Origin of the sequence: Janthinobacterium aestuarii, from assembly GCF_051380835.1 — a bacterium.
GTDB classification, from domain to species: Bacteria; Pseudomonadota; Gammaproteobacteria; order Burkholderiales; family Burkholderiaceae_D; genus Janthinobacterium; species Janthinobacterium aestuarii.
In genome coordinates, this window is the sequence record NZ_JBNYXU010000015.1 from 1 (window position 1) to 26,766 (window position 26,766).

21 protein-coding genes and 1 riboswitch are annotated in these 26,766 nt (G+C 62.7%); of the genes, 11 read left to right on the top strand and 10 right to left on the bottom strand.

The window, feature by feature from the left end:
* The 4 genes from ACQ4WO_RS27605 to rpsL form a co-directional block, all read right to left on the bottom strand.
* Positions 1-114: GTP-binding protein (locus ACQ4WO_RS27605; protein WP_204317187.1), on the bottom strand; the 114-nt coding region annotated here is incomplete at its 3' end.
* 72 nt (positions 115-186) lie between these two features.
* Complete coding sequence (gene fusA / locus ACQ4WO_RS27610; protein WP_034753184.1) at positions 187-2,292, bottom strand: elongation factor G; 2,106 nt, start codon at positions 2,290-2,292, stop codon at positions 187-189.
* Positions 2,293-2,400: 108 nt separating this feature from the next.
* On the bottom strand, positions 2,401-2,871 hold the full coding sequence (gene rpsG, locus ACQ4WO_RS27615) for a 30S ribosomal protein S7 (RefSeq protein ID WP_010394377.1): 471 nt from the start codon (positions 2,869-2,871) through the stop codon (positions 2,401-2,403).
* A gap of 152 nt (positions 2,872-3,023) precedes the next feature.
* Positions 3,024-3,407 carry a 30S ribosomal protein S12 gene (gene rpsL / locus ACQ4WO_RS27620; protein WP_010394376.1) on the bottom strand — a complete coding sequence of 128 codons (384 nt, stop codon included), beginning with the start codon at positions 3,405-3,407 and terminating at the stop codon, positions 3,024-3,026.
* 425 nt (positions 3,408-3,832) lie between these two features.
* Between rpsL and ACQ4WO_RS27625 the strand changes: the two genes are divergently transcribed.
* Positions 3,833-5,758: a phosphoethanolamine transferase gene (locus tag ACQ4WO_RS27625; protein ID WP_436484077.1), complete on the top strand. Its 1,926-nt coding sequence runs from the start codon at positions 3,833-3,835 to the stop codon at positions 5,756-5,758.
* Positions 5,759-5,767: 9 nt separating this feature from the next.
* On the opposite strand, the gene ACQ4WO_RS27630 is transcribed toward ACQ4WO_RS27625, so the two are convergent.
* Positions 5,768-7,333 carry a MutS-related protein gene (locus ACQ4WO_RS27630; protein ID WP_436484078.1) on the bottom strand — a complete coding sequence of 522 codons (1,566 nt, stop codon included), beginning with the start codon at positions 7,331-7,333 and terminating at the stop codon, positions 5,768-5,770.
* A 207-nt stretch (positions 7,334-7,540) separates the two neighbouring features.
* Here ACQ4WO_RS27630 and ACQ4WO_RS27635 point away from each other — a divergent pair, with 207 nt between their 5' ends.
* From ACQ4WO_RS27635 to ACQ4WO_RS27670, 8 genes are all read left to right on the top strand, one after another.
* Positions 7,541-8,806 (top strand): efflux RND transporter periplasmic adaptor subunit, encoded by a 1,266-nt coding sequence (locus tag ACQ4WO_RS27635; RefSeq protein WP_436484105.1) that lies wholly within the window; start codon positions 7,541-7,543, stop codon positions 8,804-8,806.
* A gap of 34 nt (positions 8,807-8,840) precedes the next feature.
* Positions 8,841-9,557 (top strand): ABC transporter ATP-binding protein, encoded by a 717-nt coding sequence (locus tag ACQ4WO_RS27640; protein WP_436484079.1) that lies wholly within the window; start codon positions 8,841-8,843, stop codon positions 9,555-9,557.
* A gap of 9 nt (positions 9,558-9,566) precedes the next feature.
* Positions 9,567-10,889: an ABC transporter permease gene (locus tag ACQ4WO_RS27645; RefSeq protein WP_436484080.1), complete on the top strand. Its 1,323-nt coding sequence runs from the start codon at positions 9,567-9,569 to the stop codon at positions 10,887-10,889.
* Positions 10,890-10,917: 28 nt separating this feature from the next.
* Complete coding sequence (locus tag ACQ4WO_RS27650) at positions 10,918-12,156, top strand: ABC transporter permease (protein WP_436484081.1); 1,239 nt, start codon at positions 10,918-10,920, stop codon at positions 12,154-12,156.
* A 28-nt stretch (positions 12,157-12,184) separates the two neighbouring features.
* Positions 12,185-13,537 (top strand): sigma-54-dependent transcriptional regulator, encoded by a 1,353-nt coding sequence (locus tag ACQ4WO_RS27655; RefSeq protein WP_436484082.1) that lies wholly within the window; start codon positions 12,185-12,187, stop codon positions 13,535-13,537.
* Entirely contained in the window at positions 13,537-14,868 is a 1,332-nt protein-coding gene (locus ACQ4WO_RS27660) for a sensor histidine kinase (RefSeq protein WP_436484083.1), read from the top strand. The genes ACQ4WO_RS27655 and ACQ4WO_RS27660 overlap by 1 nt, the downstream gene beginning before the upstream one ends.
* A gap of 237 nt (positions 14,869-15,105) precedes the next feature.
* Positions 15,106-15,630, top strand: a complete 525-nt coding sequence (locus tag ACQ4WO_RS27665; RefSeq protein ID WP_436484084.1) for an FxDxF family PEP-CTERM protein — start codon at positions 15,106-15,108, stop codon at positions 15,628-15,630.
* Between the two features lie 59 nt (positions 15,631-15,689).
* Positions 15,690-16,469 (top strand): spermine/spermidine synthase domain-containing protein, encoded by a 780-nt coding sequence (locus ACQ4WO_RS27670; protein WP_436484085.1) that lies wholly within the window; start codon positions 15,690-15,692, stop codon positions 16,467-16,469.
* A 29-nt stretch (positions 16,470-16,498) separates the two neighbouring features.
* On the opposite strand, the gene ACQ4WO_RS27675 is transcribed toward ACQ4WO_RS27670, so the two are convergent.
* On the bottom strand, positions 16,499-17,104 hold the full coding sequence (locus ACQ4WO_RS27675; RefSeq protein WP_436484086.1) for a hypothetical protein: 606 nt from the start codon (positions 17,102-17,104) through the stop codon (positions 16,499-16,501).
* Between the two features lie 31 nt (positions 17,105-17,135).
* Positions 17,136-18,680 (bottom strand): MocR-like pyridoxine biosynthesis transcription factor PdxR, encoded by a 1,545-nt coding sequence (gene pdxR / locus ACQ4WO_RS27680; RefSeq protein WP_436484087.1) that lies wholly within the window; start codon positions 18,678-18,680, stop codon positions 17,136-17,138.
* A 109-nt stretch (positions 18,681-18,789) separates the two neighbouring features.
* Here pdxR and ACQ4WO_RS27685 point away from each other — a divergent pair, with 109 nt between their 5' ends.
* Both ACQ4WO_RS27685 and ACQ4WO_RS27690 read left to right on the top strand, forming a co-directional pair.
* On the top strand, positions 18,790-19,446 hold the full coding sequence (locus ACQ4WO_RS27685; protein WP_436484088.1) for a pyridoxamine 5'-phosphate oxidase family protein: 657 nt from the start codon (positions 18,790-18,792) through the stop codon (positions 19,444-19,446).
* Between the two features lie 85 nt (positions 19,447-19,531).
* Positions 19,532-20,362 (top strand): class I SAM-dependent methyltransferase, encoded by an 831-nt coding sequence (locus ACQ4WO_RS27690; RefSeq protein WP_436484089.1) that lies wholly within the window; start codon positions 19,532-19,534, stop codon positions 20,360-20,362.
* Positions 20,363-20,407: 45 nt separating this feature from the next.
* On the opposite strand, the gene ACQ4WO_RS27695 is transcribed toward ACQ4WO_RS27690, so the two are convergent.
* From ACQ4WO_RS27695 to ACQ4WO_RS27705, 3 genes are all read right to left on the bottom strand, one after another.
* A complete protein-coding gene (locus ACQ4WO_RS27695) occupies positions 20,408-22,045 on the bottom strand; it encodes a serine hydrolase (protein WP_436484090.1) in 1,638 nt (545 codons plus the stop codon).
* Positions 22,046-22,067: 22 nt separating this feature from the next.
* Positions 22,068-23,927 carry a M1 family metallopeptidase gene (locus ACQ4WO_RS27700; RefSeq protein WP_436484091.1) on the bottom strand — a complete coding sequence of 620 codons (1,860 nt, stop codon included), beginning with the start codon at positions 23,925-23,927 and terminating at the stop codon, positions 22,068-22,070.
* Between the two features lie 118 nt (positions 23,928-24,045).
* A complete protein-coding gene (locus ACQ4WO_RS27705; protein WP_436484092.1) occupies positions 24,046-26,439 on the bottom strand; it encodes a M1 family aminopeptidase in 2,394 nt (797 codons plus the stop codon).
* Positions 26,440-26,585: 146 nt separating this feature from the next.
* A riboswitch (yybP-ykoY riboswitch) is annotated at positions 26,586-26,755 on the top strand.
* The last annotated feature ends 11 nt before the right edge of the window (positions 26,756-26,766 follow it).

Here is a 26,766-nt window from a genome sequence, read left to right on the forward strand (position 1 = left end):
CTTCGACAGAACCGTTGCGATTGCAGCGGTCAGCGTGGTTTTACCGTGGTCGACGTGGCCGATGGTGCCGACGTTGACGTGCGGCTTGGTCCGTTCGAATTTACCTTTTGCCATTTTATTCTTCCTTAGAACAATGATTTAAATGTAGGGACCGGCATTCTCGTGAAAGCCGGCCCGGAACTTCTATTACTTAGCTTTCGAGCTTACGATTGCTTCAGTCACATGCTTAGGTGCTTCAGCATAGTGCTTGAATTCCATCGTGTAAGTCGCACGACCTTGGGTCGACGAACGCAACGACGTGGCGTAACCGAACATTTCCGACAGCGGTACTTCGGCCTTGATGATCTTGCCGCCACCGCCAGCAATTTCATCCATACCTTGCACCATACCGCGACGCGACGACAGATCGCCCATCACGGTACCGGCGTAGTCTTCCGGCGTTTCCACTTCCACGGCCATCATCGGCTCCAGGATGACTGGCGATGCTTTGCGGCAGCCATCTTTGAATGCCATCGAAGCGGCCATGCGGAATGCATTTTCGTTCGAGTCAACATCATGGTACGAACCGAAGAACAGCGTGACTTTCACGTCAACGACTGGGTAACCAGCCATCACGCCCGAAGTCAGCGTGTCGCGCACACCTTTTTCAACTGCAGGGATGTATTCGCGAGGAACGGTACCGCCCTTGATCGCGTCAACGAATTCGAAGCCCTTGCCCGGTTCTTGCGGTTCGATCTTCAGAACCACGTGACCGTATTGACCACGACCACCCGATTGCTTGACGAATTTGCCTTCCGACTCTTCGCACACTTTACGGATCGTTTCGCGGTAAGCCACTTGTGGCTTGCCGACGGTCGCTTCAACGTTGAATTCGCGCTTCATGCGGTCAACGATGATGTCCAGATGCAACTCGCCCATACCGGCGATGATGGTCTGGCCCGATTCTTCATCGGTACGCACGCGGAACGATGGATCTTCTGCAGCCAGGCGGTTCAGCGCCAGGCCCATTTTTTCCTGGTCGGCCTTGGTTTTTGGCTCGACTGCCTGCGAAATCACTGGCTCAGGGAAGACCATGCGTTCCAGAACGACGCTGGCTTTTTCGTCGCAAAGCGTATCGCCAGTGGTGGTGTCTTTCAGACCCACAACGGCGGCGATGTCGCCAGCGCGCATTTCCTTGATTTCTTCGCGTTCGTTCGCTTGCATCTGCACGATACGGCCGATACGCTCTTTCTTCTGCTTCACGGAGTTCAACACCGAGTCGCCCGAATTCAGGGTACCCGAGTAGCAACGGATGAAGCACAACTGACCGACGAACGGATCGGTTGCGATCTTGAACGCCAATGCCGAGAATTTCTCATTGTCGTCAGCTGCGCGCTCGACTGGCTGCTCGTCCTCGTCCAGACCTGGGACAGGTGGAATGTCGATTGGCGATGGCAGGTACTCGATGACCGCGTCCAACATGGCTTGTACGCCCTTGTTTTTAAAGGCGGTACCGCACAACATTGGAACGATTTCGCTGGCGATGGTACGCTGACGCAGGGCAGCCTTGATCTCTTCTTCCGAGAGGTCGCCTTCTTCCAGGTACTTGTTCATCAGGTCTTCCGACGCTTCAGCAGCGGCTTCAACCATGTTTTCGCGCCACTTGGCAGCATCAGCGGCCAGGTGTGCAGGAATGTCGCCGTATTCGAACTTCATGCCTTGCGAAGCGTCGTCCCAGATAACCGCTTTCATCTTGACCAGATCGATAACACCGGTGAAGACGTCTTCAGCGCCGATAGGCATCTGAATAGGTACTGGGTTGGCTTTCAGACGCGAACGCATCTGATCGTAGACCTTGAAGAAGTTGGCGCCGGTACGGTCCATCTTGTTCACGAAGGCCAGACGTGGCACTTTGTACTTGTTAGCCTGACGCCATACCGTTTCCGATTGTGGCTGCACGCCGCCGACTGCACAGTAAACCATGCAGGCGCCATCCAACACGCGCATCGAACGTTCCACTTCAATGGTGAAGTCAACGTGGCCTGGGGTGTCGATGATGTTGATGTGGTGAGCTGGGAAGTTGTTTGCCATGCCTTTCCAGAAGCACGTAACAGCAGCCGAGGTAATCGTGATACCGCGCTCTTGCTCTTGTGCCATCCAGTCGGTGGTGGCAGCGCCATCATGGACTTCGCCCAGCTTGTGGTTCACGCCTGTGTAGAACAGGACGCGCTCGGTCGTGGTCGTCTTACCTGCATCGATGTGAGCGGAGATACCGATATTACGATAGCGCTCAATGGGGGTCTTGCGGGCCATAATTAATCCTAAATGAATGGACAAAACCGAGCAGCATTTTTTTGCAAAAATGAGCCCGGCCTCGAACAACAGATGCTTGACAGCCGCCTTGCGGTAGCTGGCTTTATATTAGAAGCGGAAATGCGAGAACGCTTTGTTCGCTTCAGCCATACGATGGACTTCGTCGCGTTTTTTCATCGCGCCGCCGCGGCTTTCAGCCGCTTCCATCAGCTCACCGCCGAGGCGTTGTGGCATCGATTTTTCGCTGCGCTTGTTAGCAGCTTCACGCAACCAACGCATGGACAGAGCCATACGACGGACTGGGCGAACTTCGACCGGCACCTGGTAGTTTGCACCACCGACGCGACGGGATTTCACCTCAACCAGCGGCTTGGCGTTGTTGATTGCGGTAGCAAAAACTTCGAGCGGATCTTTGCCCGATTTTGCTGCGATGTGCTCGAAAGCACCGTAGATGATGTTTTCTGCAACCGATTTCTTACCGGACAGCATCAGCACGTTTACAAATTTAGCGACATCAGTGTTGCCGAATTTTGGATCTGGCAAAATTTCGCGCTTGGGTACTTCACGACGACGTGGCATATCAATTCCTTTCAATCTTCAGTTGAGCGCGCGTTCTTCGCACACTCGCGGACGACCATCATAGTCTTCCACTTACTCGACCAGATGCGGTCGACTACATTCACTTAGCTAGTTGCCACTGAGCGAAACTTGGGTTTGCTGCGTACAACTTATTACTTCTTGCCAGCTTTAGCGCGCTTGGTACCGTACTTCGAACGCGATTGCTTACGGTCTTTAACGCCTTGGGTATCCAGAGCACCGCGAACCATGTGGTAACGCACACCCGGCAAATCCTTGACGCGGCCGCCGCGCAACAGCACAACACTATGCTCTTGCAGGTTATGGCCTTCACCGCCAATGTACGAAATGACTTCGAAACCATTGGTCAGGCGAACTTTAGCGACTTTACGCAGAGCCGAGTTAGGCTTCTTTGGAGTCGTGGTGTAAACACGTGTGCAGACGCCACGTTTTTGCGGGCTGTTTTCCAGCGCCGGCGATTTGCTCTTCACGGTCAAAGCGACGCGTGGATTGCGAATCAATTGATTGATGGTTGGCATCGTTATAAATCCAACAAAAAACTACGATTAATAACCCGGGCAAGATGCCCGGCGACTAAAACCTCGTCCCGCTTTCATCTACTGCGCACCGGAGGCGCCCGCAGCCACTCGATTAGGAGCGGCCATGAAATGCCAAGTAATGCGTAAACGATGAGCAGAATAAAATCGAGAACTCGCTAGTTTAGACCTTGTGCCACAGGGGGTCAATCGGTTTACCGCTTTTTGCTATAAAAAAAGGCAAAAATGGCAGGCGTTTGTGGCATTTTGACTAATCTTTGGCAACGATGCGCGGATGCCGGCATGCGCAAACCATTGATGATTTGGCATTCTTTCCCTCCAGCCAAGCATCTGCTGTGCACATTCTTGTGTGACCGCAAGACAACAAAAGGATTGATAATAGCGGACATTTTTCGCTGCCTCCCCTTATGCGCTCCTTGCTTCGCCCCGCCAATCTGATCCTGCTCCTGACGTATGCGTCGCTGACGGCCGTGCCCTTCATCCCCGCGCTGCTGGGGCGTGCGCTCGAGCATCCATGGCAGATGCTCACGTTCGAGCTGCTGGCCTGGCTGGCCGTCTGGAGCGTGTTCAAGCGCCCCGCCTATTTCCACTGGCTGCTGGTGCCCGCCTTCCTGGCCTTGCCGACGGAAATCTACCTGTTCATCTTTTATGGCCAGGGCATTTCCACGCACCACCTGGGCATCATCTTCGAAACCAGTCCCAAGGAGGCAATGGAATTCCTCGGGCAAAAAGTCTGGCTGATGGGCGCCGTCATGCTGGGCGTGATCACCTGGTGCGCCCTGAGCTGGTATGCGGCCACGCGCACGCGCGACCTCGACTGGCGCGGCAAGACGCGCCCGGCCGCCTTCGTGCTGCTGATCCTGCTGTGCGGCTTCTGGTGGTATGGCTACGAATTCGGTTTCGAGGCCAAGACCGTGCACAGCGCCGCCGCGTCCGCCAAGGCCAGCAAGCCGGCGGCCAGCGGCAAGCCGGGTGCTTCCGGCTTCGGCGACGCCAGCTCGGCCGACGACGAAACGGAAGAGGAAGACGAGGAAAGCAACAAGCCGGAAAACGCCAGCATCGCCGGCGCCGATGAAACGGGCCTGGGCTGGCCCAGCCTGCCCCACTGGGCGCGCCTGCCCTACGCCTTCGACACCGTCAGCAATTCCTGGCCCTTCGGCCTGGCCGCGCGCGGCTTTGATTTCTACAAGGAACGCAAATACCTGGCCAAGCTGGGACAGAAAAGCAGCAGCTTCCGTTTCGGCGCGCACCAGCAACAGCCCGATACCAACCCGGAAGTGGTGGTCATGGTGATCGGCGAATCGTCGCGCTACGACCGCTGGAGCCTGAACGGCTACGAACGCGACACCAATCCCCTGCTGAAACAGGAAAGCAACCTGGTGCCGCTGGCCGACGTCATCACGGCCGTTTCCGCCACGCGCCTGTCCGTACCCGTGATCATCTCGCGCAAGCCGGCCACGCAAAGCCTCAAGGATGGCTTCTCGGAAAAATCCTTCCTGACCGCCTACAAGGAAGCGGGCTTCAAGACTTACTGGCTGTCGAACCAGATCTCGTTCGGCCAGTTCGACACGCCCGTGTCCGTATTTGCCAAGGAAGCGGACGTGGTGCAATTTCTGAACCTGGGCGGCTTTACCAACAGTTCGAACTTCGACCAGATCCTGTTCGATCCGTTCAAGAACGCGCTGGCCGACCCGGCGCCGAAAAAACTCATCGTGCTGCACACGCTGGGCAGCCACTGGAACTACAGCCAGCGCTATCCGAAGGCCTTCGACAAGTGGCAGCCTTCGCTGTTCGGCGTCGACAAGCCCGTCTACACGGACACGGCCATCAAGCCGCAGCTGAACAACAGCTACGACAGCTCCATCCTGTACACGGACTGGTTCCTGTCGAACGTGATCGGCATGCTGAAGGACGACGGCCAGCGCACCGCCCTGCGCAGCTCGCTCGTCTATGTGGCCGATCACGGCCAGACCCTGTACGACGGCACCTGCCGCCTGGCCTTCCATGGCCACAACACGCAGTTCGAATTCCACGTGCCCGCCTTCGTCTGGTATTCGCCGCAATTCAAGCAGCACTATCCGGACAAGGTAACGCAGCTGCGGCGCCATCAAAAGGCGCGCCTGTCGACGGAAAACATGTTCCATACCCTGCTCGACCTGGGCGACATCCGCTTCGCCGGCGAACAGCCCGAATGGAGCATCGCCAGCGCCCGCTTCAAGCAGCACAAGCGCTACGTCGACAGCTACGGCTGGACCAACTACGACAACGCCATCATCCGCGGCGATTGCCGCGAAGTGATCGACAAGAGCACGCCGGAAAAGCAGGACAAATAAGGGCGGCCATCACGCCCGTTCCAGCACGCCGCCGCAATCGGCCGGTTGCGCCATGTGCGTGCTGAGCCAGTCAAAAACGCGTCCGGCCTTGTCCGCGATACCGGCGTCAAAACCGCGCTGCGCCAGCAGCACGATGCCATTCGTGGCCTGCAGCACGCCGGGCGCCAGCAGCAGCGCGCCCCCGTCATCGCGGCGCACGCACCACGGCGCCAGACAGTCTTCCAGCAGCGGCCCCAATACCAGGTTGTGCGAGGAGACGATCACCAGGTGCTGCGCCGCCAGGCTGTGCAGCACGGCGGCGGCCGCCGCCACCGATTCAAGGTGATTCGTGCCACGGAAAATCTCGTCGATCAGGAACAGGGCCGGCGCGCCCTCTTCAGCCAGTGCCAGCAATTCGCGCGCGCGCCGCAATTCGGCGATATACAAACTTTCGCCGCCATCGAGCGAATCCTCGTTCTGCATGCTCGCATACACGGCCAGGCGCGGCACATCGGCGCTGTCCGCATGACAGAAGCCAAAGGCCCGTGCGCAGACCAGGTTCAAGCCTATGCAGCGCAGCAAGGTGCTCTTGCCGATACCGTTCTGGCCTGAGATGAAACCACCCTTGCCCTGCACGCCGAACGACAGCGGCGCGGCGTTCTCCAGCAAGGGATGCCGCATGCCCTGCAAAGCCAGCGCGCGCGGCGCTGCGGTACCCGCCCAGCAAAACACGGGCGCCGCACGCAACTGCCGTGCCAGCGCCAGATCCGCCTCCAGCTGCGCCACCTGGCTAAAGCTGTCGCGCAGGAAGGGCAACTGCTGCGCCACCAGCTGGCGCGTGCGGAAATAGCGCTTGACGTTTTTCAGCAGCAACCAGTCGCCATATTCGACCAGTACCGTATCGACGAAGGGCACGTAATGCAGCAGCGAGCGCTCGATGGCGCGCGTCAGCCTGGCCGCCTGCGCGCTGCCGGCAGCCAATGGCAAGACTGCCGGCACATCGAGCCGCGCCAGTGCGGTACGGGTTTTCAGCAGATAGCGCAAGGTATCGAGCGTGCGCTCCCACGCTTTGGCACTTTCGTAAAAACGCACCTGCACAGCCATCAACGCGACACAGGCGGCCAGCACGCCAAACAGCGCCGGCCAGCCCACCAGCCAGGTGGCGGCGATGGCCAGCACCAAGGCCAGCGGCACCAGCCATAGCCAGGTGCGCCACCATGGCGCCGGCGGCAGCGCCGGGCCGAACAGGGTTTCGCTCAATTCCGTATCGGCCTGGCGCAAGGGCAGGCAGGCATGCTCCATGGCGGTCACCTGGGCCGGGTCATCCAGCAACTGTTTGACGCGCGCGATCGAGGCAGGGTCGGCCTGGCCGCCGCTCAAGCGCCGGTGCAGCTCCTGCTGGCCGAAGATGCTGGTCTCGCGCGCCAGCTGCGAGGCATACTGGTCGAGCATCAGCTCGTCCCAGGTCTGGCGATCGAGCGATGGAGCTTCGCCCGTCAGCTGCTGCAGCATCGCCACGTCGCTGCGCGCGAAAGGATAATCGAGCGCCGGCGCGAAGACGCTGGCAGGGAAAAGTTGCTGGAGGAACGGATGCATGGCGCCTGTGGTGGAGTCAATGAAGGGAACGCCACAGCAGATGCAGGCGATTGCCAATTTATCAAGTGCGACTTGCACACGGACAGCGCCTGGACAGCGCGGACACGGCGGACAGCCGGACACCCGGATTTTTTCCCATTCAAATCAATGATTTAATCATTGGCATGGATCGTGCGTTGGAAAGGAAATCCTTCACGAGACATGACCATGATCCGCGATACCTCTTCCCAAGACGCCGTACTGTCCGCCCCGCCGGGCCAGCGCCACAAGCAACGCGCCCTGCTGCTCGCTGGCGCCGTCGTCATCATCGGCGCCGCCATCGCTGCCGTTGCCGGCTGGCGCAACAGCGAGCATTCCGTCAACAGCAGCCGCCTGCGCATCGCCGACGTCACGCGCGGCACCCTGATCCGCGACGCGGCCGTCACGGGCCGCATCGTCGCCGCCATCAGCCCGACCCTGTATTCGACCACGGTGGCCACCGTCACGCTGAAAGCGAAGGCGGGCGACACGGTGAAAAAGGGCGACATCCTGGCCGTGCTGGAGTCGCCGGACCTGTCCGACGCGCTCAAGCGCGAACAATCGAGCGTGCAGCAGCTGGAGGCGGAAGTGGCGCGCCAGCAGATCCTGGCCAAGAAACAGAAACTGCTGGCGCGGCGCGAAGCCGACACGGCGGAAATCGACCGCCTGTCCGCGCAGCGCACGCTTGAGCGCTATGAAAGCGTGGCGCAGGTGGGCATCATCGCTAAGATCGATTACCAGAAGGCCAAGGACGCCTTGAATTCGGCCGATATCCGCAGCAAGCACGCCTCGCAGGCGGCGGGCCTGGAAAGCGAAGACGTGAGCCTGGCGCTCAAGACCAGGGTCAACGAACTGGAACGCCAGCGTCTCGTCCGCGACAACGCCCAGCGCAGGGTCGATGAACTGACCGTGCGCGCACCCGTCAACGGTTTCATCGGCACCCTGTCGGTGGCCAACCGCAGCGTGGTGCAAGCCAATACGGCCCTGATGACTCTGGTCGACCTGTCGCAGCTGGAAGTCGAGCTCGAGGTGCCGGAAACCTATGTCGCCGACATCGGCCTGGGCATGCGCGCCGAGATCGAAACGGGCGCCATCCGGGCCACCGGCAAGCTGTCGGCGCTGTCGCCCGAAGTGGTGAAAAACCAGGTGCTGGCGCGCGTGCGTTTCGACGGCGAGCAGCCGGCCGGCCTGCGCCAGAACCAGCGCGTGGCGGCGCGCCTGCTGATCGATGAAAAACCGAATGTGCTGATGCTGGCGCGCGGCTCCTTCGTCGAAGCGGAAGGCGGCCGTTTCGCCTACGTCGTGCGCGACGGCGTGGCGATGCGCACACCGATCAAGCTGGGCGCGACCAGCGTGTCGGCCGTGGAAATTCTCGACGGCTTGAAGCTGGGCGACAAGGTCGTCGTCGCCGGCACGGAAAACTTCGAGAACGCGGCCCGCGTCTCGCTCAACTGACACATCATTCAACTTATACCCTGAGAGGCCCTCCATGCTGCGCATGCAAAACCTGAGCAAAGTCTACCGCACCCACATGATCGAAACCCACGCGCTGCGCGGCTTCGACATCCATGTGCAACAAGGTGAATTCGTCACCGTCACGGGGCCGTCCGGCTCGGGCAAGACGAGCTTTCTGAACATCGCCGGCCTGCTCGAGGAATTCACCGACGGCGAATACATACTCGACGGCGTCAACGTCAGGGGCATGGACGACAATGCCCGCTCGCGCCTGCGCAATGAAAAGCTCGGCTTCATCTTCCAGGGTTTCAACCTGATTCCCGACCTGTCGCTGTTCGACAACGTCGACGTGCCGCTGCGCTACCGGGGCTTCAACCGCGCCGAACGCAAGGAGCGCATCGAGGAGGCGCTGGCCAAGGTCGGCCTGGCGTCGCGCATGAAACACTATCCGGCCGAACTGTCGGGCGGCCAGCAGCAGCGCGTGGCGATCGCGCGCGCGCTGGCCGGCTCGCCCAAGCTGCTGCTGGCCGATGAACCGACGGGCAACCTGGACACGCAGATGGCGCGCGGCGTGATGGAACTGCTGGAAGAAATCAACGCGCAAGGCACCACCATCCTGATGGTCACGCACGATCCGGAACTGGCGCTGCGCAGCCAGCGCAACGTGCACATCATCGACGGCCAGGTGTCGGACCTGGTACAGCACCGCGCCACGCTGTCGGCCAAGCCGCAGCACGCGGCGACCGCGTAAGGAGAGCCCATGTTCCGCTACTATTTCACCTTGGGCTTGCGCAGCCTGCGCCGCAACCGCGCCCTGACGGCGCTGATGGTGCTGACCCTGGCCGTCGGCGTGGCCGCCAGCGTGTCCACCGTCACCATCCTGCACGCCATGTCGGGCGACCCGCTGCCGCACAAGAGCGACCGCCTGTTCGTGCCGATGATCGACATCCTGCCCGTCAAGGGCTACGTGCCCGGCGACAAACCCAGCTTCGCGCAATCCCAGATAAGCTATATCGACGCGCGCAATTTCATGGCCAGCAAAGTGGGTGTGCGCCGCACCGTGATGTACGGCGTGGCCGGCCCGGTCGAGCCGTTGCGCAAGGATATCGGCGTCTTCAATGCGCAGGGCATGGCGCCCACGCGCGACTTCTTTGCCATGTTCGAGCCGACGTTCCTGTATGGCCAGCCATGGAGCGAAGCCGACGACGCCAGCGGCGCCGATGTGATCGTGCTGAGCCGCGCGCTGTCCGAAAAGCTGGTCGGCAGCAGCAATCCGGTCGGCCAGCGCGTCACGGTGCTGGGCCGGCCCTACATGGTGACGGGCGTGCTGACCACCTGGGACGTGGTGCCACGCGCCCATCACATTATCGGCAGCAAGGGCGCATTCGGCCCGGAGGATGAATTCTTCATTCCGTTTGCCAGCGCCATCCGCCACGAAACCGAGCACGATGGCGGCATGAGCTGCAACGGCGACAATAACGCACCCGGCTACCAGGGCAGGCTCGCGTCGGGCTGCACCTGGCTGCAGTTCTGGTTCGAAATGGCCAGCAGCGGCGAGCGCGGCCAGCTGCAGCAGTACCTGGATGCGTATGCGGGCGAGCAGCGCAAGCTGGGGCGCATGAAACGCAATGCGCCGAACAGCCTGTACGATCTGAACGAGTGGATGAGCTTTTTGCAGGTAGTCGACAACGACAACAAGCTGGCGGCCTGGCTGGCGTTCGGCTTCCTGTTGCTGTGCCTGGTCAATACCATCGGCCTGCTGCTGGCGAAGTTTTCCGTGCGCGCCAGCGAGGTGGGCATCCGCCGCGCGCTGGGCGCCACGCGGCGCGACATCTTCCGCCAGTTCCTGATCGAAAGCGGCGTGATCGGCCTGGCCGGCGGCGTACTGGGCTTGCTGCTGGCGCTTGGCGCGCTGGCCGTGGTCAGCCGGCAGTCCGAGGACCTGGGCACCGTCGCGCACATGGACATACCGATGCTGCTGCTGACGTTTGCCATGTCGGTGCTGGCGGCCCTGATGGCCGGCCTCTTGCCTACCTGGCGCGCCTGCCAGGTGACGCCGGCCATCCAGCTCAAATCCCAATGAACATCGTTTACCCTACATGAGGTCCAGCATGGAAATCCGTCCCATCCTGTCGGCGCTGATGCGCAGCAAAACCGGCGCCGTCCTGGTGGCCGTGCAGGTCGCGATCAGCCTGGCCATCCTGGCCAACGCCCTGTATATCGTCAACGTACGCCAGGCCGTCGCCGCGCGGCCCAGCGGCGTGGCCGCTGAAAACGACGTTTTTTACGTCAATATCCAGAACCTCAACCGAGGCAGCCATGAGCGCCAGCTGGCCGAACAGAAGCGCCAGGCGGCACTGCTGCGCGCACTGCCGGGCGTGATGTCGGTGGCGCAAACGTCACAGGCGGTGCTGTCACGCTCCGGCCACATCACCAGCGTGTCGGCCAAGCGCGGCCAGGCCTCGGCCAGCGCCGAAGTGTCAACCTATGTCAGTCCCGATTCGCTGATCAGAACGTATGGTTTGCGATTGGTCGAAGGGCGCGATTTCCAGCCCGACGAGGTGCCCGAGATCAACGAAGACGTCGACGAGAGCTCGCCCAAGGTGCTGATACTGACGCGGGCGGCGGCGCAAAAGATCTGGCCCGGCGAGGCCAGCTTTGTCGGCAAGACCTTGTACCAGGGCACCGGCTCGGACGACCCGGAACTGCGCGTGGTGGGCGTCGTCGAGCGGCTGCAGACCCAGGGAGCGCAAACCAAGCCCCGTGGCGAATACTCGGCGCTGCTGCCGGCGCGCCTGACGGGCGGGCGTGGCCTGCTGCTGTACGCCGTGCGGGCAGAACCTGGCCAGCGTGACCGCCTGATGCAGGAGGCGGAACAGGCCATCCGCACCTCCAGCACGGACCGGCTGCTGGTCACCACCGACACCCTGGAACAGCATCGCAAGGCGCGCTACCGGGCCGACCAGGGCTTGTCATGGATGCTGATCGCCGTCTCGACCCTGCTGCTGCTGGTGACGGCCAGCGGCATCGTCGGCATCGCCAGCCTGTGGGTGGCGCAGCGCCGCAAACAGATCGGGGTACGCCGTGCACTCGGTGCGCGCCGCATCGACATCCTGCGCTACTTCCTGACCGAGAATTTCATGATCACCAGCGTCGGCGTGGCGTGCGGCGTGCTGCTGGGATTGGGCTTGAACCAGCTGCTGGTCAGCCAGCTGGAAATGGCGCGCCTGCCGCCCGGCTATCTGCTGGCCGGCGCGCTCGTGTTCTGGCTGCTGGGTGTGGGCGCCGTGTACGGTCCGGCATGGCGCGCGGCCAGCATTTCGCCGGCCACTGCCACCCGCAGTACCTGAGCCGGCACCTGAGTGATATGCTGCGCGCATGCCTACCGTACTGATTATTGACGACAATGCCGCCGTGGCCATCGCGCTCGATGTGCTGCTCTCCCTGCACGAGATCGACGCCGTGCGCGCGGCCTCGCCCGAGGAGGGCTTGCAGCTGCTCGAGCGCCACGCCATCGACCTGGTGGTGCAGGACATGAACTTCACGGCCGACACCACGTCGGGCGAGGAAGGCGGCGCGCTGTTCCACGCGATCCGCGCACGCTACCCGGATCTGCCCGTGATTCTGCTGACGGCATGGACCCAGCTCGACGCGGCCGTCGACCTGATCAAGTCCGGCGCGGCCGACTACCTGGCCAAGCCATGGGACGACCGGCGCCTGATCGCCAGCGTGCAGAACCTGCTGGAGCTGGGACAAGCCAACCGCGCGCTGCGCCAGCGCGTGGTGGCCGAGCAGCGTCAGCGCCACACCCTGGAACACGACTTCGACCTGCGCGGCATGGTATGGCAAGACCCGGCCACGGAACGAGTCGTGCACCTGGCGTGCCAGGTGGCGCGGGCCGACGTGCCCGTGCTCATCTCGGGGCCGAACGGCAGCGGCAAGGAACGCATTGCCGCCATCGTGCAAGCCAATTCCCAGGTCGCCAGCGGCCCCTTCGTCGTGCTCAATTGCGGTGCCGTGCCCGTGGAGCTGATCGAGGCGGAACTGTTCGGCGCCGAAGCGGGCGCCTACACGGGCATCACGCGCGCGCGCGACGGCAAGTTCGACGCGGCCGACGGCGGTACCCTGTTCCTCGACGAGATCGGCAACCTGCCGCTGGCCGGACAAATGAAACTGCTGCGCGTGCTCGAAACGGGACGCTTCGAGCGCCTCGGCTCGAACCGCGAGCGGCAAGTGAAAGTGCGCGTCATCAGCGCCAGCAACGCCGACCTGCCGGCGATGATCAAGGCCGGCACGTTTCGCGAAGACCTGTTCTACCGCCTGAACGTGATCGAACTGCGCCTGCCGCCGCTGGCCCAGCGCCCGCTGGACATCCTGGTACTGGCGCGGCATTTCCTGGGCAGCGAAAAGACGCTGGATGCGCAGGCGCAGGCGACCTTGCTGGGGCACGGCTGGCCGGGCAATGTGCGCGAACTGAAAAACGTCATGCAGCGTGCCAGCCTTCTGACGGCCGGCCCGGTGATCGGCGCGCTGGAAACAGGCTTGCCGCTGGCCGGTGTGGCATCGCCGCGCGCGCCGCAGGATGCCGCCGCGACGGAACCGGACCGCGACAGCGTCACGGCCGCTCTTGCGCGCGCACACGGCGTGGTGGCGCAGGCGGCGCAGGAACTGGGGCTGTCGCGCCAGGCCCTGTACCGGCGCATGGAACGCCTGGGCATCGCGCGCGGCTGATGGCCTACCGTCCCATGCGCCTCTCCCTGCTCACGCGCTGGACGGCGCTGATCGTCACCCTGCTGGTGCTGGGCATCATCATCGCCCTGCTGCTCGCGCACTTTTTGCCGGGCCAGCCGCTGCTGGTGCTGGCCGGTACCCTGCTGTGCGTGCTGCCGGTGGCGATCATTACCATCCGCGCCCAGCTGCAATCGATGCTGTCGCTGTTTCGCGCCTTGAGCGGTACGGTGACAAGCTACCAGGACGGCGACTTCGGCTTCAGCCTGCGCTGGCCGCAGGACGATGAGCTGGCCGACCTGGTGGCGGCCCACAATGCGCTGGGCGACGTGCTGCGCAAGCAGCGCCTGGACCTGGTGCAGCGCGAACTGCTGCTCGACACCATGGTGCAAAACACGCCGGTGGCCATGCTGCTGGTGGCCGAGGGCAGCGCCATCGTCTACGCCAACCTGGCCGCGCGCCAGCTGCTGCACCAGGGACGCCGGCTCGAAGGGCATCACCTGGCCGACATCGTTCAACAGGCGGCGCCGGCCCTGGCCGAAGCGCTGGCGCGCCGCAACGACGGCTTGTTTACCAGCGGCGAGGGGGAGCAGGAAGAGGTGTATCACCTGGCGCGGCGCAGCTTCAGCCTGAACGGACGCAAGCACGAACTGCTGCTGTTGCGCCAGCTGACCCTGGAGCTGCGGCGCCAGGAAGTGCAGACCTGGAAAAAAGTCATCCGTGTCATCAGCCATGAACTCAACAACTCGCTGGCGCCACTGGCCTCGCTGGCCCATTCCGGCGCCGAGTTGGTGCGCCGCGGCCAGACGGAGCGCCTGCCGCAAATCCTCGCCACCATCGAAGAACGCACGCGTCACCTGGAAACCTTCATCCTCGGCTATGCGCGCTTTGCCAAGCTGCCCGCGCCGCGTCTGGCGCCATGCGAATGGCAGCCTTTCCTCGACAGCCTGGCCTCGCAAGCGGCCTTTACGCTCGACGGTCCGCCGCCCGCGCAAGCGGCCTTGTTCGATGCGGCGCAAATGCAGCAAGCGCTGCTGAACCTGCTCAAGAATGCGCTGGAATCGGGCTCGCGGGAAGAGCACATCGGCCTGCACGTCAGCCAGGCGCATGGCCAGCTGCGCATCGAAGTGCGCGACCGCGGGCCGGGCATGAGCGGCGCCGTGCTGGAAAACGCGCTAGTGCCGTTTTATTCCACCAAGCGCAGCGGTACGGGGCTGGGCCTGGCCCTGGCGCGCGAAATCGCCGAAGCCCATGGCGGGCGCATCACCCTGGCCAACCGCGAGGGCGGCGGCCTGGCGGTGACCTTGATTCTCCCATTGCTGGACAGAAATTAGTTATCAGCGCAACGATTTTTAGACCACAAATCCCGGCCGATCTTTGAGTAAAATATTGACAATAATAATTATCAATATTGAAATCACTCACGTCCCATGCCCGTGTGTTAGAAATAAGCTATTTCAGTTTGCATAATGATATTGAAATAACTAATTGACAATGTGATGCCCCAGCGATAATTTATCAGCGCGGTACGGTTTTTTTGAAACATCAATCGTCTTTTCGCGGGGATCAACATGAAATTAAAATCACTCATGGCAGCGGCAGTACTCAGTGCTGCTTCCATCGGCAGCGCCAGCGCCGCCGACTACGTCGTCAACCTCGTCAATACCACGGGCAATCTGTGGACCAGCGGCTTCAACGCCGTGCCCAGTCCGCTCGGCGACTTCACCGATACCTTCACGTTCACGCCGAACGCGACCTTCGGTTCCACCGCGCAAGCCTTCCTGGCCAACCTGTCCGTCACAGGTTCGGACAGTTCCTCCATCAGCTTCACCAGCGCCAACCTGAATGGCATCGACCTGACCGGCTTTGGCGGCCCCACCCCCTTTGGCTATGCGCAGGGTGAAGCCCTGGCGCCTACGAGCATCCTGTTCAATGGCCCGCTGGTCCTCACCGTCATCGGCAACACCAAGGGCGGCAGCTATGGCGGCGTCTTCAACCTGAACCTGGCTCCCGTTCCTGAACCGGAAACCTATGGCATGCTGCTGGCAGGCCTGGGCATACTCGGCTTCCTGGCGCGGCGCCGCAAACAATCTTGAGCGCTCCCCCCAAAAGACGCCACGGCGTCTTTTTCTTTGGCGGCTGCTAAACTGGCGCCATGACGACCGACTTTACCTCCACCAGCCATACCGCTTTCAGCCACCCGGGCCACCCGCCCGCCACCACCACCGAACACCGCGGCATCCGCTACCTGCACCTGGGCACCAAGTGGGTGCAGGGCGCCATGCGCCTGGACAAACCCGATGCCATCGAGCTCGAATACGTGCAGATGATGATGATGTGGATGCTGTTCAAGACGCAGCCCAGACGCATCGTGCAGCTGGGCCTGGGCAGCGCCGCGCTGACCAAGTTCAGCTACCGCCGCTTCCCCGACGCCTCGGTCACGGCCGTCGAACTCAATCCGAACGTGATCGCCATCTGCGGCGCCCAGTTCGCGCTGCCGCCGAACGACGCACGCCTCGATGTGCGCGAAATGAATGCGCTCGACTTCGTGCTCGACCCGGTCAACCATGGCACCGTCGACGCGCTGCAAGTGGACCTGTACGACGAAGACGCGCGCGGCCCCGTGCTCGACACGCCCGAGTTCTACCAGGCCTGCTTTGACTGCCTGACGGACGACGGCATCATGTGCACGAATGTCTTCGGCGACTTCCCCAACTACGACAAGAATTTGCAGGCTATGGAACTGGTATTCGACGCCGTCGTCTGGGTGCCGGAAATGGAAGATGAAAACATCGTCGTGCTGGCCTTCAAAAAATCGCCATCGCTCGACTTCAGCGATTTATACGAACGCGCCGCCACCATCAAGAAGCAGTTCAACCTGCCCGCCAAGAACTGGGTCAACGGCTTGAAACAGTGGATGCAGGACCAGCAGTAAGCCCCATCGGGCGCGGTGCCCGTGCGATCTCATTCAAGAGCCTCTTCCCATCGCCCTTCGGCGCGATAAAACCCCAGCTTCTTGTCGCCCTTGAAGCGCGCGGCCTTCATCAGGCCAGCGAGCTCGCTGGAGAGCAACAGGTCGCCCGATTGCGCATCCCTGGCGATCTGCCTGGGCGCCATGGCATCGTCGCGGAAAAATCTGCTCGTGAAATAGATGATGTTGCCCTTGTCATCTTTTTCCGCGATTGAACGCTCGAGGTCCACCGTCTGTACTTGTTGCGCCGCATTGACGATGTAAAACGGCTGCTCCACCAGTTCACCGCCCGCCATGATGCAGGCGGGGGCGAGCAATTCCACGTCCTGGCCGGCAGCGCCGGCGAGGAACTCGGCCAGGCGGGCCGAGACCAGCGGCACCTCACCGAGCAGCCACAGGCAGTCATATTTCAGCAGCCGTTCCCTGGGACAGACAAAATGCACGGGTGGCTTGTCCATACCAGGCGGAAAAGGCGCACCCTGCAGCAGGTCCAGATAGTCGAAGTTCGATCCGGCCGTCTCATACGACCCACGTTCCTTGTCGTAGGAACCGGTGAGTTTGTCATTGTAATAAATCGGGGCTTTCCAGCTCAGTATCATGGGCAGTACTCTTCCGCAGCCTGGCAAAAGCCTATTGTGCCAGCCTCGCCTGCCCAGCCGCGCCGGCTTGCGCAAGCACTGCGCCCAGACGGCGCGCCAGACCATCCATGTTCTCGGCCGGCACCTGCGCATAACCGAGCAAAAACCCGTTCCAGCCTGCCCCTTCTCCAGTCCCCTCGCCAGTCCCCTCGCCCGTCCCCTCGCCCGTGCCATGCGCGGACAGCGCCAGCGCCACGATGCCGTCCTGCGCGGCGCGGCGGCTCAGCGCCAGGTCATCCCATGCGCGATCGTGAAAACGCAGCGCCAGGTGCATGCCGGCCGTGCCGCCGTGGATGGCCGCGCCCCCACACGCATGGCGCTGCAGGGCCTCGCTCAAGGCATCGCGCCGCTGGCGGTACAGGCGACGCATGCGGCGCACGTGGCGCGCAAACAGGCCGCTGCGCAGGAACTCGGCCAGCGCCAGCTGTTCGGCCACGCGGCCACGCGCGGCGCCCTGCGCCTGCATCTGCGCGAAGGCTCCCGCCAGCGCGGCCGGCACGACGATAAAAGCCAGACGCAAGGCGGGGAACATGGTCTTGCTGAAGGTGCCCAGATATACGATGGGCGCGTCGGCCACCAGTCCCTGCATGGCTGCCAGCGGTGGCCCGCCATGACGAAATTCGCTGTCGTAATCGTCTTCGATGATCAGGGCGCCGGCCGCGCGCGCGCGTTCGAGCAGCGCCATGCGGCGCGCAGGACTGAGTACGCTGCCCGTCGGATACTGGTGCGATGGCGTCGTGTAGATCAGCCGCGGCGGCGTGTCGCGCCAGTCCTCGTCCGTCGGCGCGATGCCATCGATGTCGACGGCGATACCCGTCACCTGCAAGCCGGCGCCACGGCCCGCCGCCAGCGCGCCGCCATAGCCGGGATGCTCGATCCACAAGGTATCGCCCTGGTCGGCAAAGGCGCGCAGGCAGACATCGAGGCTGCTCTGCGTGCCGTCCGTGATGAACACCTGGCCCGCATCGCAGACGACGCCGCGCGCGGCGCGCAAATGCTCGGCGATGGCCATGCGCAGCTGCGGCTCGCCGGCCGGGTCGCCGTAATTGAGCTGACGCGGCGTCAGCGCGCGCCACGCGCGGTCCAGCATGCGGCGCCACTGCGCCAGCGGAAATTCGTCGAGCGCCGGCACGCCAGGCGCAAACGCACCCATCGCGTCGGCGGGAAACACCACCGCCGCGATGGCATCCTGCCCCGCCACGCCGCGCAAACGCCGGGCGCGGCGCGACAAGCCGTCATTGCTGCCTGCAGCAGCAGGTGCCGCTTCCGGCACGCCAACGCTGCCGGCGACGACGGTGCCGCGCCGGTCCGGCAAGACAAACCCTTCGCTGGCCAATTGCTCGTAGGCGTACAGCACGGTATTGCGCGCCAGTCCCAGTTCGGCCGCCAGCACGCGCGTGGCGGCCAGGCGCGTTCCCGGCGCCAGCTGGCCGCTGCGGATCGCCGCGCGCAGGCATTCATGCAGCAGGCGCTGGCGCGGCCAGCCCCGCTCACGGTGCGTGCGCTCGAATACGTTCAGCAGCAAAGCAAAATCCATGTGGCCCCCTCAACTGTGGCTCTAAATTATTTCTTACTTCTGGATCTTTTTTCAGGGCCAGATGCCGATTATAGTGCGGCCTTCCTCTTCAACCAACGGGATTTCCGCCATGACCGCTACCGCCCTGCCTCCCAGCCCCCGTACCCGCGTGCGCCGCGTCGCCGAACTGGCCAGCTACGAGCAAGCCGCCCTGTACGCCATCCTCGACGCCGCCTACCTGTGCCATATCGCCTTCCACGACGACAAAGGCAGCCATTGCATCCCGACCGCCTGCTGGCGCATCGATGGCCACTTGTACATCCATGGCTCGAACGGCAGCCGCATGCTCAAGCTCTTGCAAGATAGCGACGTATGCGTGACGGTCACCCATCTCGACGGCCTGGTGCTGGCGCGCTCCGCCTTCAACCACACGATGAACTACCGTTCGGCGATGGTGTACGGACGGTTTGAAAAAGTCAGCGATATCGGCCAGCAGCATGCGGCCATGGACGCGCTGATGGAAAAGCTGATGCCGGGACGCCTGGCGCACGTGCGCGGCGGCAACACCAAGGAATACGCGGCTACCACCGTGCTGCGCATCGCGCTCGACGAATACGCCGTCAAGCAGCGCAAGGGCGGCCCGCTCGACGACGCTGGCGACATGGCGCATGCCGTCTGGACGGGCGAACTGCCGTTTACGCACGGCCATGGCGCGGCCATCGCCGATGCGCTCAATACCAGCGACATGCCCGCGTATGCCGCCGCATGGAGTACGGAATCCGCTTGACCGGCCAGCGTGCTTGGCCGATGATCGGCGTTGATGGCGATCGCCACCAAGTTAGCAACCGATCCAATCACGCATGGAGCATATGATGATGAAGCGAGTATCCCAGGCCGCAGCCCTGACGGTCATGCTGGCCTGTGGCGGCAGTGGCGCGGCACTGGCCGCCGATGCGGGCGACGCGGCCCTGAAGGCGGCCATTGCCGGCAGTGCGCGCACGCCGGCCAATGCGCTGCGCGACAGCGCCCGCCACCCGTATGAAACGCTGACGTTCTTCGGCATCAAGCCGACAATGACGGTGGTGGAGCTGGCGCCCGGCGGCGGCTGGTACACGGAGATCCTGGCGCCCTACCTGCGCGACAACGGCAAGCTGATTGCCGCCGGCAACGACCCGCAGTCAAGCAGCGAAGGCGCACGCCGTGGCGCGGCACGCTTCCAGCAAAAACTCGACGCCAATCCAGCCGCCTTCGGCAAGGTGGACATCGGCGCCTTCGCGCCGCCCACCACCTACCGCATCGCACCCAAGGGCACGGCCGACATGGTGCTCACCTTCCGCAATATCCACAACTGGATACCGATCGGCGAAGCAGGCATGCAGACCTTGTTCAAGGAAGTGTACGACAGCCTGAAACCGGGCGGCGTGTTCGGCGTCGTCGAGCACCGCCTGCCGGCGAACAAGGCGCAGGACGCCACAGCCAGCAGCGGCTACATGCACGAAGCGTATGTGATCAAGCTGGCCGAGAGCGCGGGTTTCAAACTGGCGGCCAAGTCGGAGATCAATGCCAATCCGAAAGACACGGCCGACCACCAGGGCGGCGTCTGGGCGCTGCCGCCCACCTACGCCAACAAGGACGTGGACCGGGCCAAATACACGGCCATCGGCGAGAGCGACCGCATGACCTTGAAGTTCGTCAAGCCATAGTGAGCGTGTCGGGTTACGCGCAGCGCGCTAACCCGACCTACCATCTTATTTCTTCACTTCCTTGGGCTTCACCGGCACCAGGCTCAGGTCCTGGAAGTCGTAGCTGAAATCCGTCTCGGCCGACACGGGCGCCATCTTCACCCGGTCGATGCTGCCATCGGGATTGAGCGAGAACGTCACGTAGGCGTCTGCGTTGAAGTTGCGCTCCTTCCAGCGCACGATGAAGGTGTCGTGCTGCCAGTGTTCCAGCTCGCCCGTCAGGTCCGGCGTGCGCGTGAAGCTGAGGATATGTTTTTTCCCTTCCGGCTTGATCACGATCTTGCCGTACCAGGCGTCTTCATACTCACCGTCGTACGATGCCAGCGGCAGCGACGGCTGCGATCTGGCCGCGCGCGCGCTCGACGCCTTGCCCTGCTTTTTCACCTCTTCCGCATGCTGGTCCTGCTCCACCTTGGCCACCAGCGCCAGCCAGTCCGATGGCGCCGCCTGCAGGTAATGGTCGAGGATGCGCCATTGCAACGCCGTCATCGAACCGCCATTTTCCGCATTGGTGAGGATGGCCACGCCCAGTTTCGCTTCCGGCACCATCACCACGCGCGAATAGAATCCCTGCAGCGCGCCCCCGTGCATGGCGACCTTCATGCCTTTGTAGTCGCGCAGCTGGAAGCCCAGGCCGTACGCGCTGAAGTTCGGTTTCGTCGCGGCCAATGCCGGTTTCGGCTCGGCAATCTTGATCGGCGTTTGCGCCGTCCACATTTCGCGGCCCTGCTTTTCGCTGAACAGGCGCGCGTCCTTGCCGTCCTTGTCCTTCACGCCGGCGATCTTGCCGCCGTCGAGCAACACCATCATCCACTTGGCGATGTCTTCCGCATTCGTGTTGATGCCGACGGCGCCCACGGCATTCGGCACGGGCATCGATTTGACGGCGGCGATCTTGCCGTCGATCTTGCTGTGCGCATTGGCGACGTCGGGATTGCCCGCATTTTCAGCCAGGCTGGTGGTGGTGCCCGTCATGCCCAGCGGCGCCAGGATGCGCTCATGCATGGCCTCGCCCCAGCTTTTCCCCGCCTTGTCGGCGATGATCTTGCCGGCCACGATGTACAGCAGGTTATCGTAGGCATAGCTGTTGCGAAAACTCGTGGCCGGACGGATGTAGCGCAGCTTCTCGATGATCTCGTCGGTGCTGAAGGTCGTCGTCGGCCACCACAGCAAGTCGCCGGCGCCCAGACCCAGGCCACTGCGGTGCGTCAGCAAGTCGCGGATGGTCATGGCGCCCGTCACGTAGGAATCGTGCATCTGGAAGCCGGGCAGGTGCTTGGTGACGGGATCGTCCCAGGCCAGCTTGCCCTCGTCGACCAGCATGGCCAGCGCGGCGGCCGTGAAGCCTTTCGAGTTCGATGCCACTTCGAACACGGTCTTCGCATCGACGGCGGCCGGATCGCCCAGCTTGCGTACGCCGAAACCCCTGGCGGTGATGACCTTGCCATCCATGACGATGGCGATCGCCATGCCGGGTACGTCGAACACTTTCAGGGCGGTGGCGACGTCGCGGTCAAGATCGAAGGCAGGCGCGGGCGCCGGTGCGGCAGCAACAACAGGGGCGGCGTCAACAGCCAGCGCCGGCACGGCGATGGCGGAAAACGCCAGCACGATGGCGGCGGCAAGACGGTTCATGGTATGCATGGTCAGGATGTCCAAAGAAGGTTCAATGCGCTTGCGCGGCCATCAATTTGTCGACGCTTTCCTGCGTCACCGGGTGGTAGCGTTCGCGCGCCTTCGCATACACGTCCTTGGCCCAGGCGTGGCCTTGCGGCGTCTTCATCAGGGCGCTGTACAGGGGCACGACGAACTTCTGGCGGCCCACGCTCATGAGGAATACCTGCAAGGGCTGCTGCACGTCGTAGCCGGCGTTCACGGAGGCCAGGTAGAAGCGGTAGGCGACTTCATTGTTGCCGCTCTTGCCCACGCCGTAGACCTGGTCCAGCTCACGCAATTGCGCCGCGCTGGCCTTGTTGTTGATGTCGTTCAGGAAGTGCATCGATTCGATGGCGATCCACTTGTCCATGCCCAGGTCTTTCGTCGGCAATGTGCCTTTCAACCAGGCGTCGCGATGCTGGTCGAGCAGCGCCAGGCGCGGCGAGACGACGCGCTGCGCGCTGGCCGGCACGCCCGTGCCATACAGCCATTCATCGAGTTCCGCTTCCGGCATCACGGCCGGATGCTGCGCCAGCAGGTTCTTGCGCAGGTAGGCGATGAACTGCTCCGTCGTCACGCTCTGGAACGCGTGCTGGTCGAACCAGCCGCGCAGGAAAGGATCGAATACGGCGCGGCCGGCACGGCGCTCCATGGTGGCCAGGAACCAGGCGCCTTTCGGGTAGATGATGCCGTCGTCCGTGTACGTTTCGGCCGGATTGGCGTCCGCATCGCGCGTGATCAGCGCCGTTTTCGCGGCCGGCAGTTCCTTGATCGAGGCGGCCAGTTCTTCCTGGTCGACCTGCACGCCCATCTGCGCCACTTCGCTGCCATACAGCTGCTCGACGATGCGCGTGGTGACGTAGGTGGTGAAGCCTTCGTTGAGCCACATGTGCTTCCACGAGGCGTTGGTGACCAGGTTGCCCGACCACGAGTGGGCCAGTTCATGCGCGATCAGGTCGACCAGGCTGCGGTCGCCCGCGATCATGGTCGGCGTGAGGAAGGTCAGGCGCGGGTTTTCCATGCCGCCGTAGGGGAACGATGGCGGCAGCACGATCATGTCGTAGCGTCCCCATCCATATGGGCCATACAGCGCTTCGGCTGCCTGGATCATCTTTTCCGTGTCGGCCAGCTCGTATTCGGCCGCCTTGATGCGCGGCGGTTCCGCATATACGGCGGAGCGGGGACCGAGCTTGCGCACTTCCAGTTCGCCGATGGCAATGGCCAGCAGGTACGATGGAATCGGCTGCGGCATCCTGAATTTCCAGCCGCCCTTGCCCGTCGCCTTTTCATCGTTCTCGGCGCTCATCACGACGCGCATGTCCGCTGGCGCATCGATGCGCGCGCTATACGTAAAACGCACGGCCGGCGTATCTTGCGATGGCACCCACGAGCGGGCGTTGATGCTTTGCGACTGGCTGAACATGAAAGGCAGCTTGCCCGACATGGTCTGCTGCGGCATGAGCCACTGCAACGCGATGGCGTTGGGCGCCGTGTGATAGTAGACGCGCACTTTGCCCGGCTGGCCCGTGGCGGTGATACGCAGCGCCTGACCCTTTTCCGGGTCGGCCTTGTCCAGCTGGTACGGCGCCATCTGCCAGGCGCCGCGCTTGTCCTGTACCTGCACTTTCGCGATCGACAAATCGCGCGTATCGAGCACCAAAGTGCGCGCCGCCGGATCGATCCAGTTCAAGGACAGCTCGGCATAGCCGGAGAGGGTCTTTTGCTTGAAGTCCGCTTTCAGGTCCAGCTGCAGGTCGCGCGTGCGCACCTGGTCGTAGCGCGCGTAGCTGAGGGGGTCGGCGTGCGCGGCCAGGGTTACCTGGCAAAGGAGCGCACAGCCCAGCGCGCGCAGGAAGGTCAAAGTTTGCATGGTCGTCTTTTGAATGATTTGCGAAAGCCCCGGTCCGTGTGCGCCGGGGCGTCGCGCAGAATAGCACTTCCGGCGCAGGCCGGCAGAAAAAAGCGCCGGACTGGCCGGCGCTGTTTCCCTATTTTGCTTCCGGCCTGGCCTCGGCCTTGGCCTCGGGCGCCTTGAGCGGCGTATTAAAATCCTTCATCAGGTTGTTCTTGTCGCGATCGAGCTTGAAAAGCTCCAGGCGCGATGGCGTGATTTTTCTCGGCCAGGCGTTGTTGCTGTTGTCAATATCGGCCGTCTCCCAGTACGGGTCCTGCACCAGGCCCACCATCGGTTCGTCCGTGACGATCACCTTGCTGATCTTGTGCGGTGCATAGCGCCACACTTCGGCCGGCACGCGCTCGATGATCTTCTTGCCGCTTTTCAGTTCGATCTCCAGGATCAGCGGCATCACCAGGCCGCCGATATTCGAAAAGTCGACCAGGTACAGATGCTTGCCCATGTTGCGCTGTTCCAGCAACTTTCTCTCCCACGGTTCCAGCGTTTCCTGCTCTTCCGCATAGCTGTTGCGGTCCTTGTTGGTGACCGTGAAGTCATCGTGCCGGTTGTAGAAATCCTTCAGCGCGGGATCGATGTCGACCTTCTTCGGCAGCGCCTTGTTGCGCTGGTCCGAGATCGAGATGGGCTGCGCGTCCTTCTGCGCCTTCTTCCACGCTTTCTCGACTTCCGGATTCTTCGTGCTCACGCCATATTCACTGATGCCGTCGATGCTGATATCGACCGCATCGGTGGTATAGAACCAGCCGCGCCAGAACCAGTCCAGGTCCGTGCCGGACGCGTCTTCCATGGTGCGGAAAAAGTCGGCTGGCGTCGGGCGCTTGAACTTCCAGCGCAGCGCGTACTGCTTGAAGGCGAAGTCGAACAGTTCGCGCCCGAGGATGGTCTCGCGCAGGATGTTGAGCGCCGTGGCCGGCTTGTCGTAGGCGTTCGCCGTGAACTGCAGCAAGGACTCGGAATTGGTCATGATGGGCACCTGGTTCTGGCTGCGCATATAGTCGACGATCTTGCGCGGCTCGCCATTCCAGGACGGGAAATGCTCTTCCCACGCCTGCTCGGCCAGGTACTGCAGGAAGGAATTGAGGCCCTCGTCCATCCACGTCCACTGGCGCTCGTCGGAGTTGACGATCATGGGGAAATAATTGTGGCCCACTTCGTGAATGATCACGCCGATCAGATCGTATTTCGTCGTTTTCGAGTACGTGAGTTCGCCCGTCTTCTTGTCCTTCACGGGGCGCCCGCCATTGAACGCAATCATCGGGTACTCCATGCCGCCCACGGCACCGTTGACGGAAATCGCGTTCGGGTACGGATAGTCGAAACTGTATTTGTTGTACTGCTCGATCGCGTGCACGACGGCGCGCGTGCTGTACTGCTGCCACAGCGGATTGCCCTCATTCGGATAATACGACATGGCCATCACGCGCTTGCCGCCGCTGTCCAGGCCCTGCGCATCCCAGATGAACTTGCGGCTCGAGGCCCACGCCACGTCGCGCACATTGGCCGCCTTGAAGTGCCAGGTTTTCATCCCCGCAGCCTTGCCCTTTTCCGCCGCCAGCGCTTCCTGCGGCGTGATCACCAGCAGCGGCGTGTTGCTGTTTTTCGCCCGCGCCAGGCGCTCGCGCTGCGCCGCGTTCAATACGGCCGCAGGATTTTGCAGCTCGCCCGTGGCGGCCACCACGTGGTCGGACGGCACCGTCAGATACAACTCGTAGTCGCCAAACTCCAGCGTGAATTCGCCGGAGCCGAGAAACTGCTTGTGCTGCCAGCCGACGGCGTCGTAATACGCGGCCATGCGCGGAAACCACTGCGCGATCTGGAAGATCGTGTTCTTGTCGTCTTCAAAATACTCATAGCCGGAACGCTCGACGAGCACCTTCTGGTCATTGATCCGATACGACCAGTCGATACTGAACGTGACGCTCTGGCCGGGCGCCAGCGCCACCGGCAGGTCGATGCGCAGCATGGTCTGGTTGACGGCATACGGCAGCGGCTTGCCGTTGGCCGCTTTCACGGCGGTGAGCTTGAAGCCGCCGTCAAATTCGCGCCCGGCATGGATGGCGCGCAAGTCCTCGAATTTCAGCGCCTCGTCTTCGTTACCACTGAGCCAGGCCTGGCGCGATGGCGCACTCAGTACGCGGCGCTGGTCGGCATCCTGGCGCAAGCCATTCTGGTCCAGCTGCAGCCACAAATAGGCGAGGCTGTCGGGCGAGCGGTTGTGGTAGGTGATCTGCTCGCTGGCCGTGATGGCGCGGCGTTCCTCATCGAGCGTGGCGCGGATCACGTAATCGGCGCGCTGCTGCCAGTAGGCGTGGCCGGGCGCGCCGGACGCCGTGCGGTAGCTGTTCGGCGTGGGCAGCAATTCTTCCAGCTGGCGGAACTTGTCGTCGAAGGGCGCGGCGGCGCACAGGCCGGGCAAGGGAGAAAACAAGGTCAGACACAGGGCAAGCAAGCGAACGAGGACCGGCATGGCGCATTCCATCTGGGAGTCGTGGACAGAACTGCATTCTAAGTCGAGTCTGTTTGCAAACCGACCATTGTTGTCGAAGTCCCACACACCGGGCCGCGCCCCACCCCGGCGCTACTGGCGCCGGGGTGGGCATTGGCGTATGATGCGCCTCGAACATTGGGGAGTAGTCGTCCTGCGGTCCTGCCGCGGGAACCTGTATCAACATGATTGGCCCGCAGGCCATGGTGCAGGTGGTTGCAGAACTTGACGAGACCATTGATCCAGGGCGGCCGCATGGGCCGGAGTCGCCCGTGGATCATTGGTTAATTCGTCCGGCCCGCGTACCTC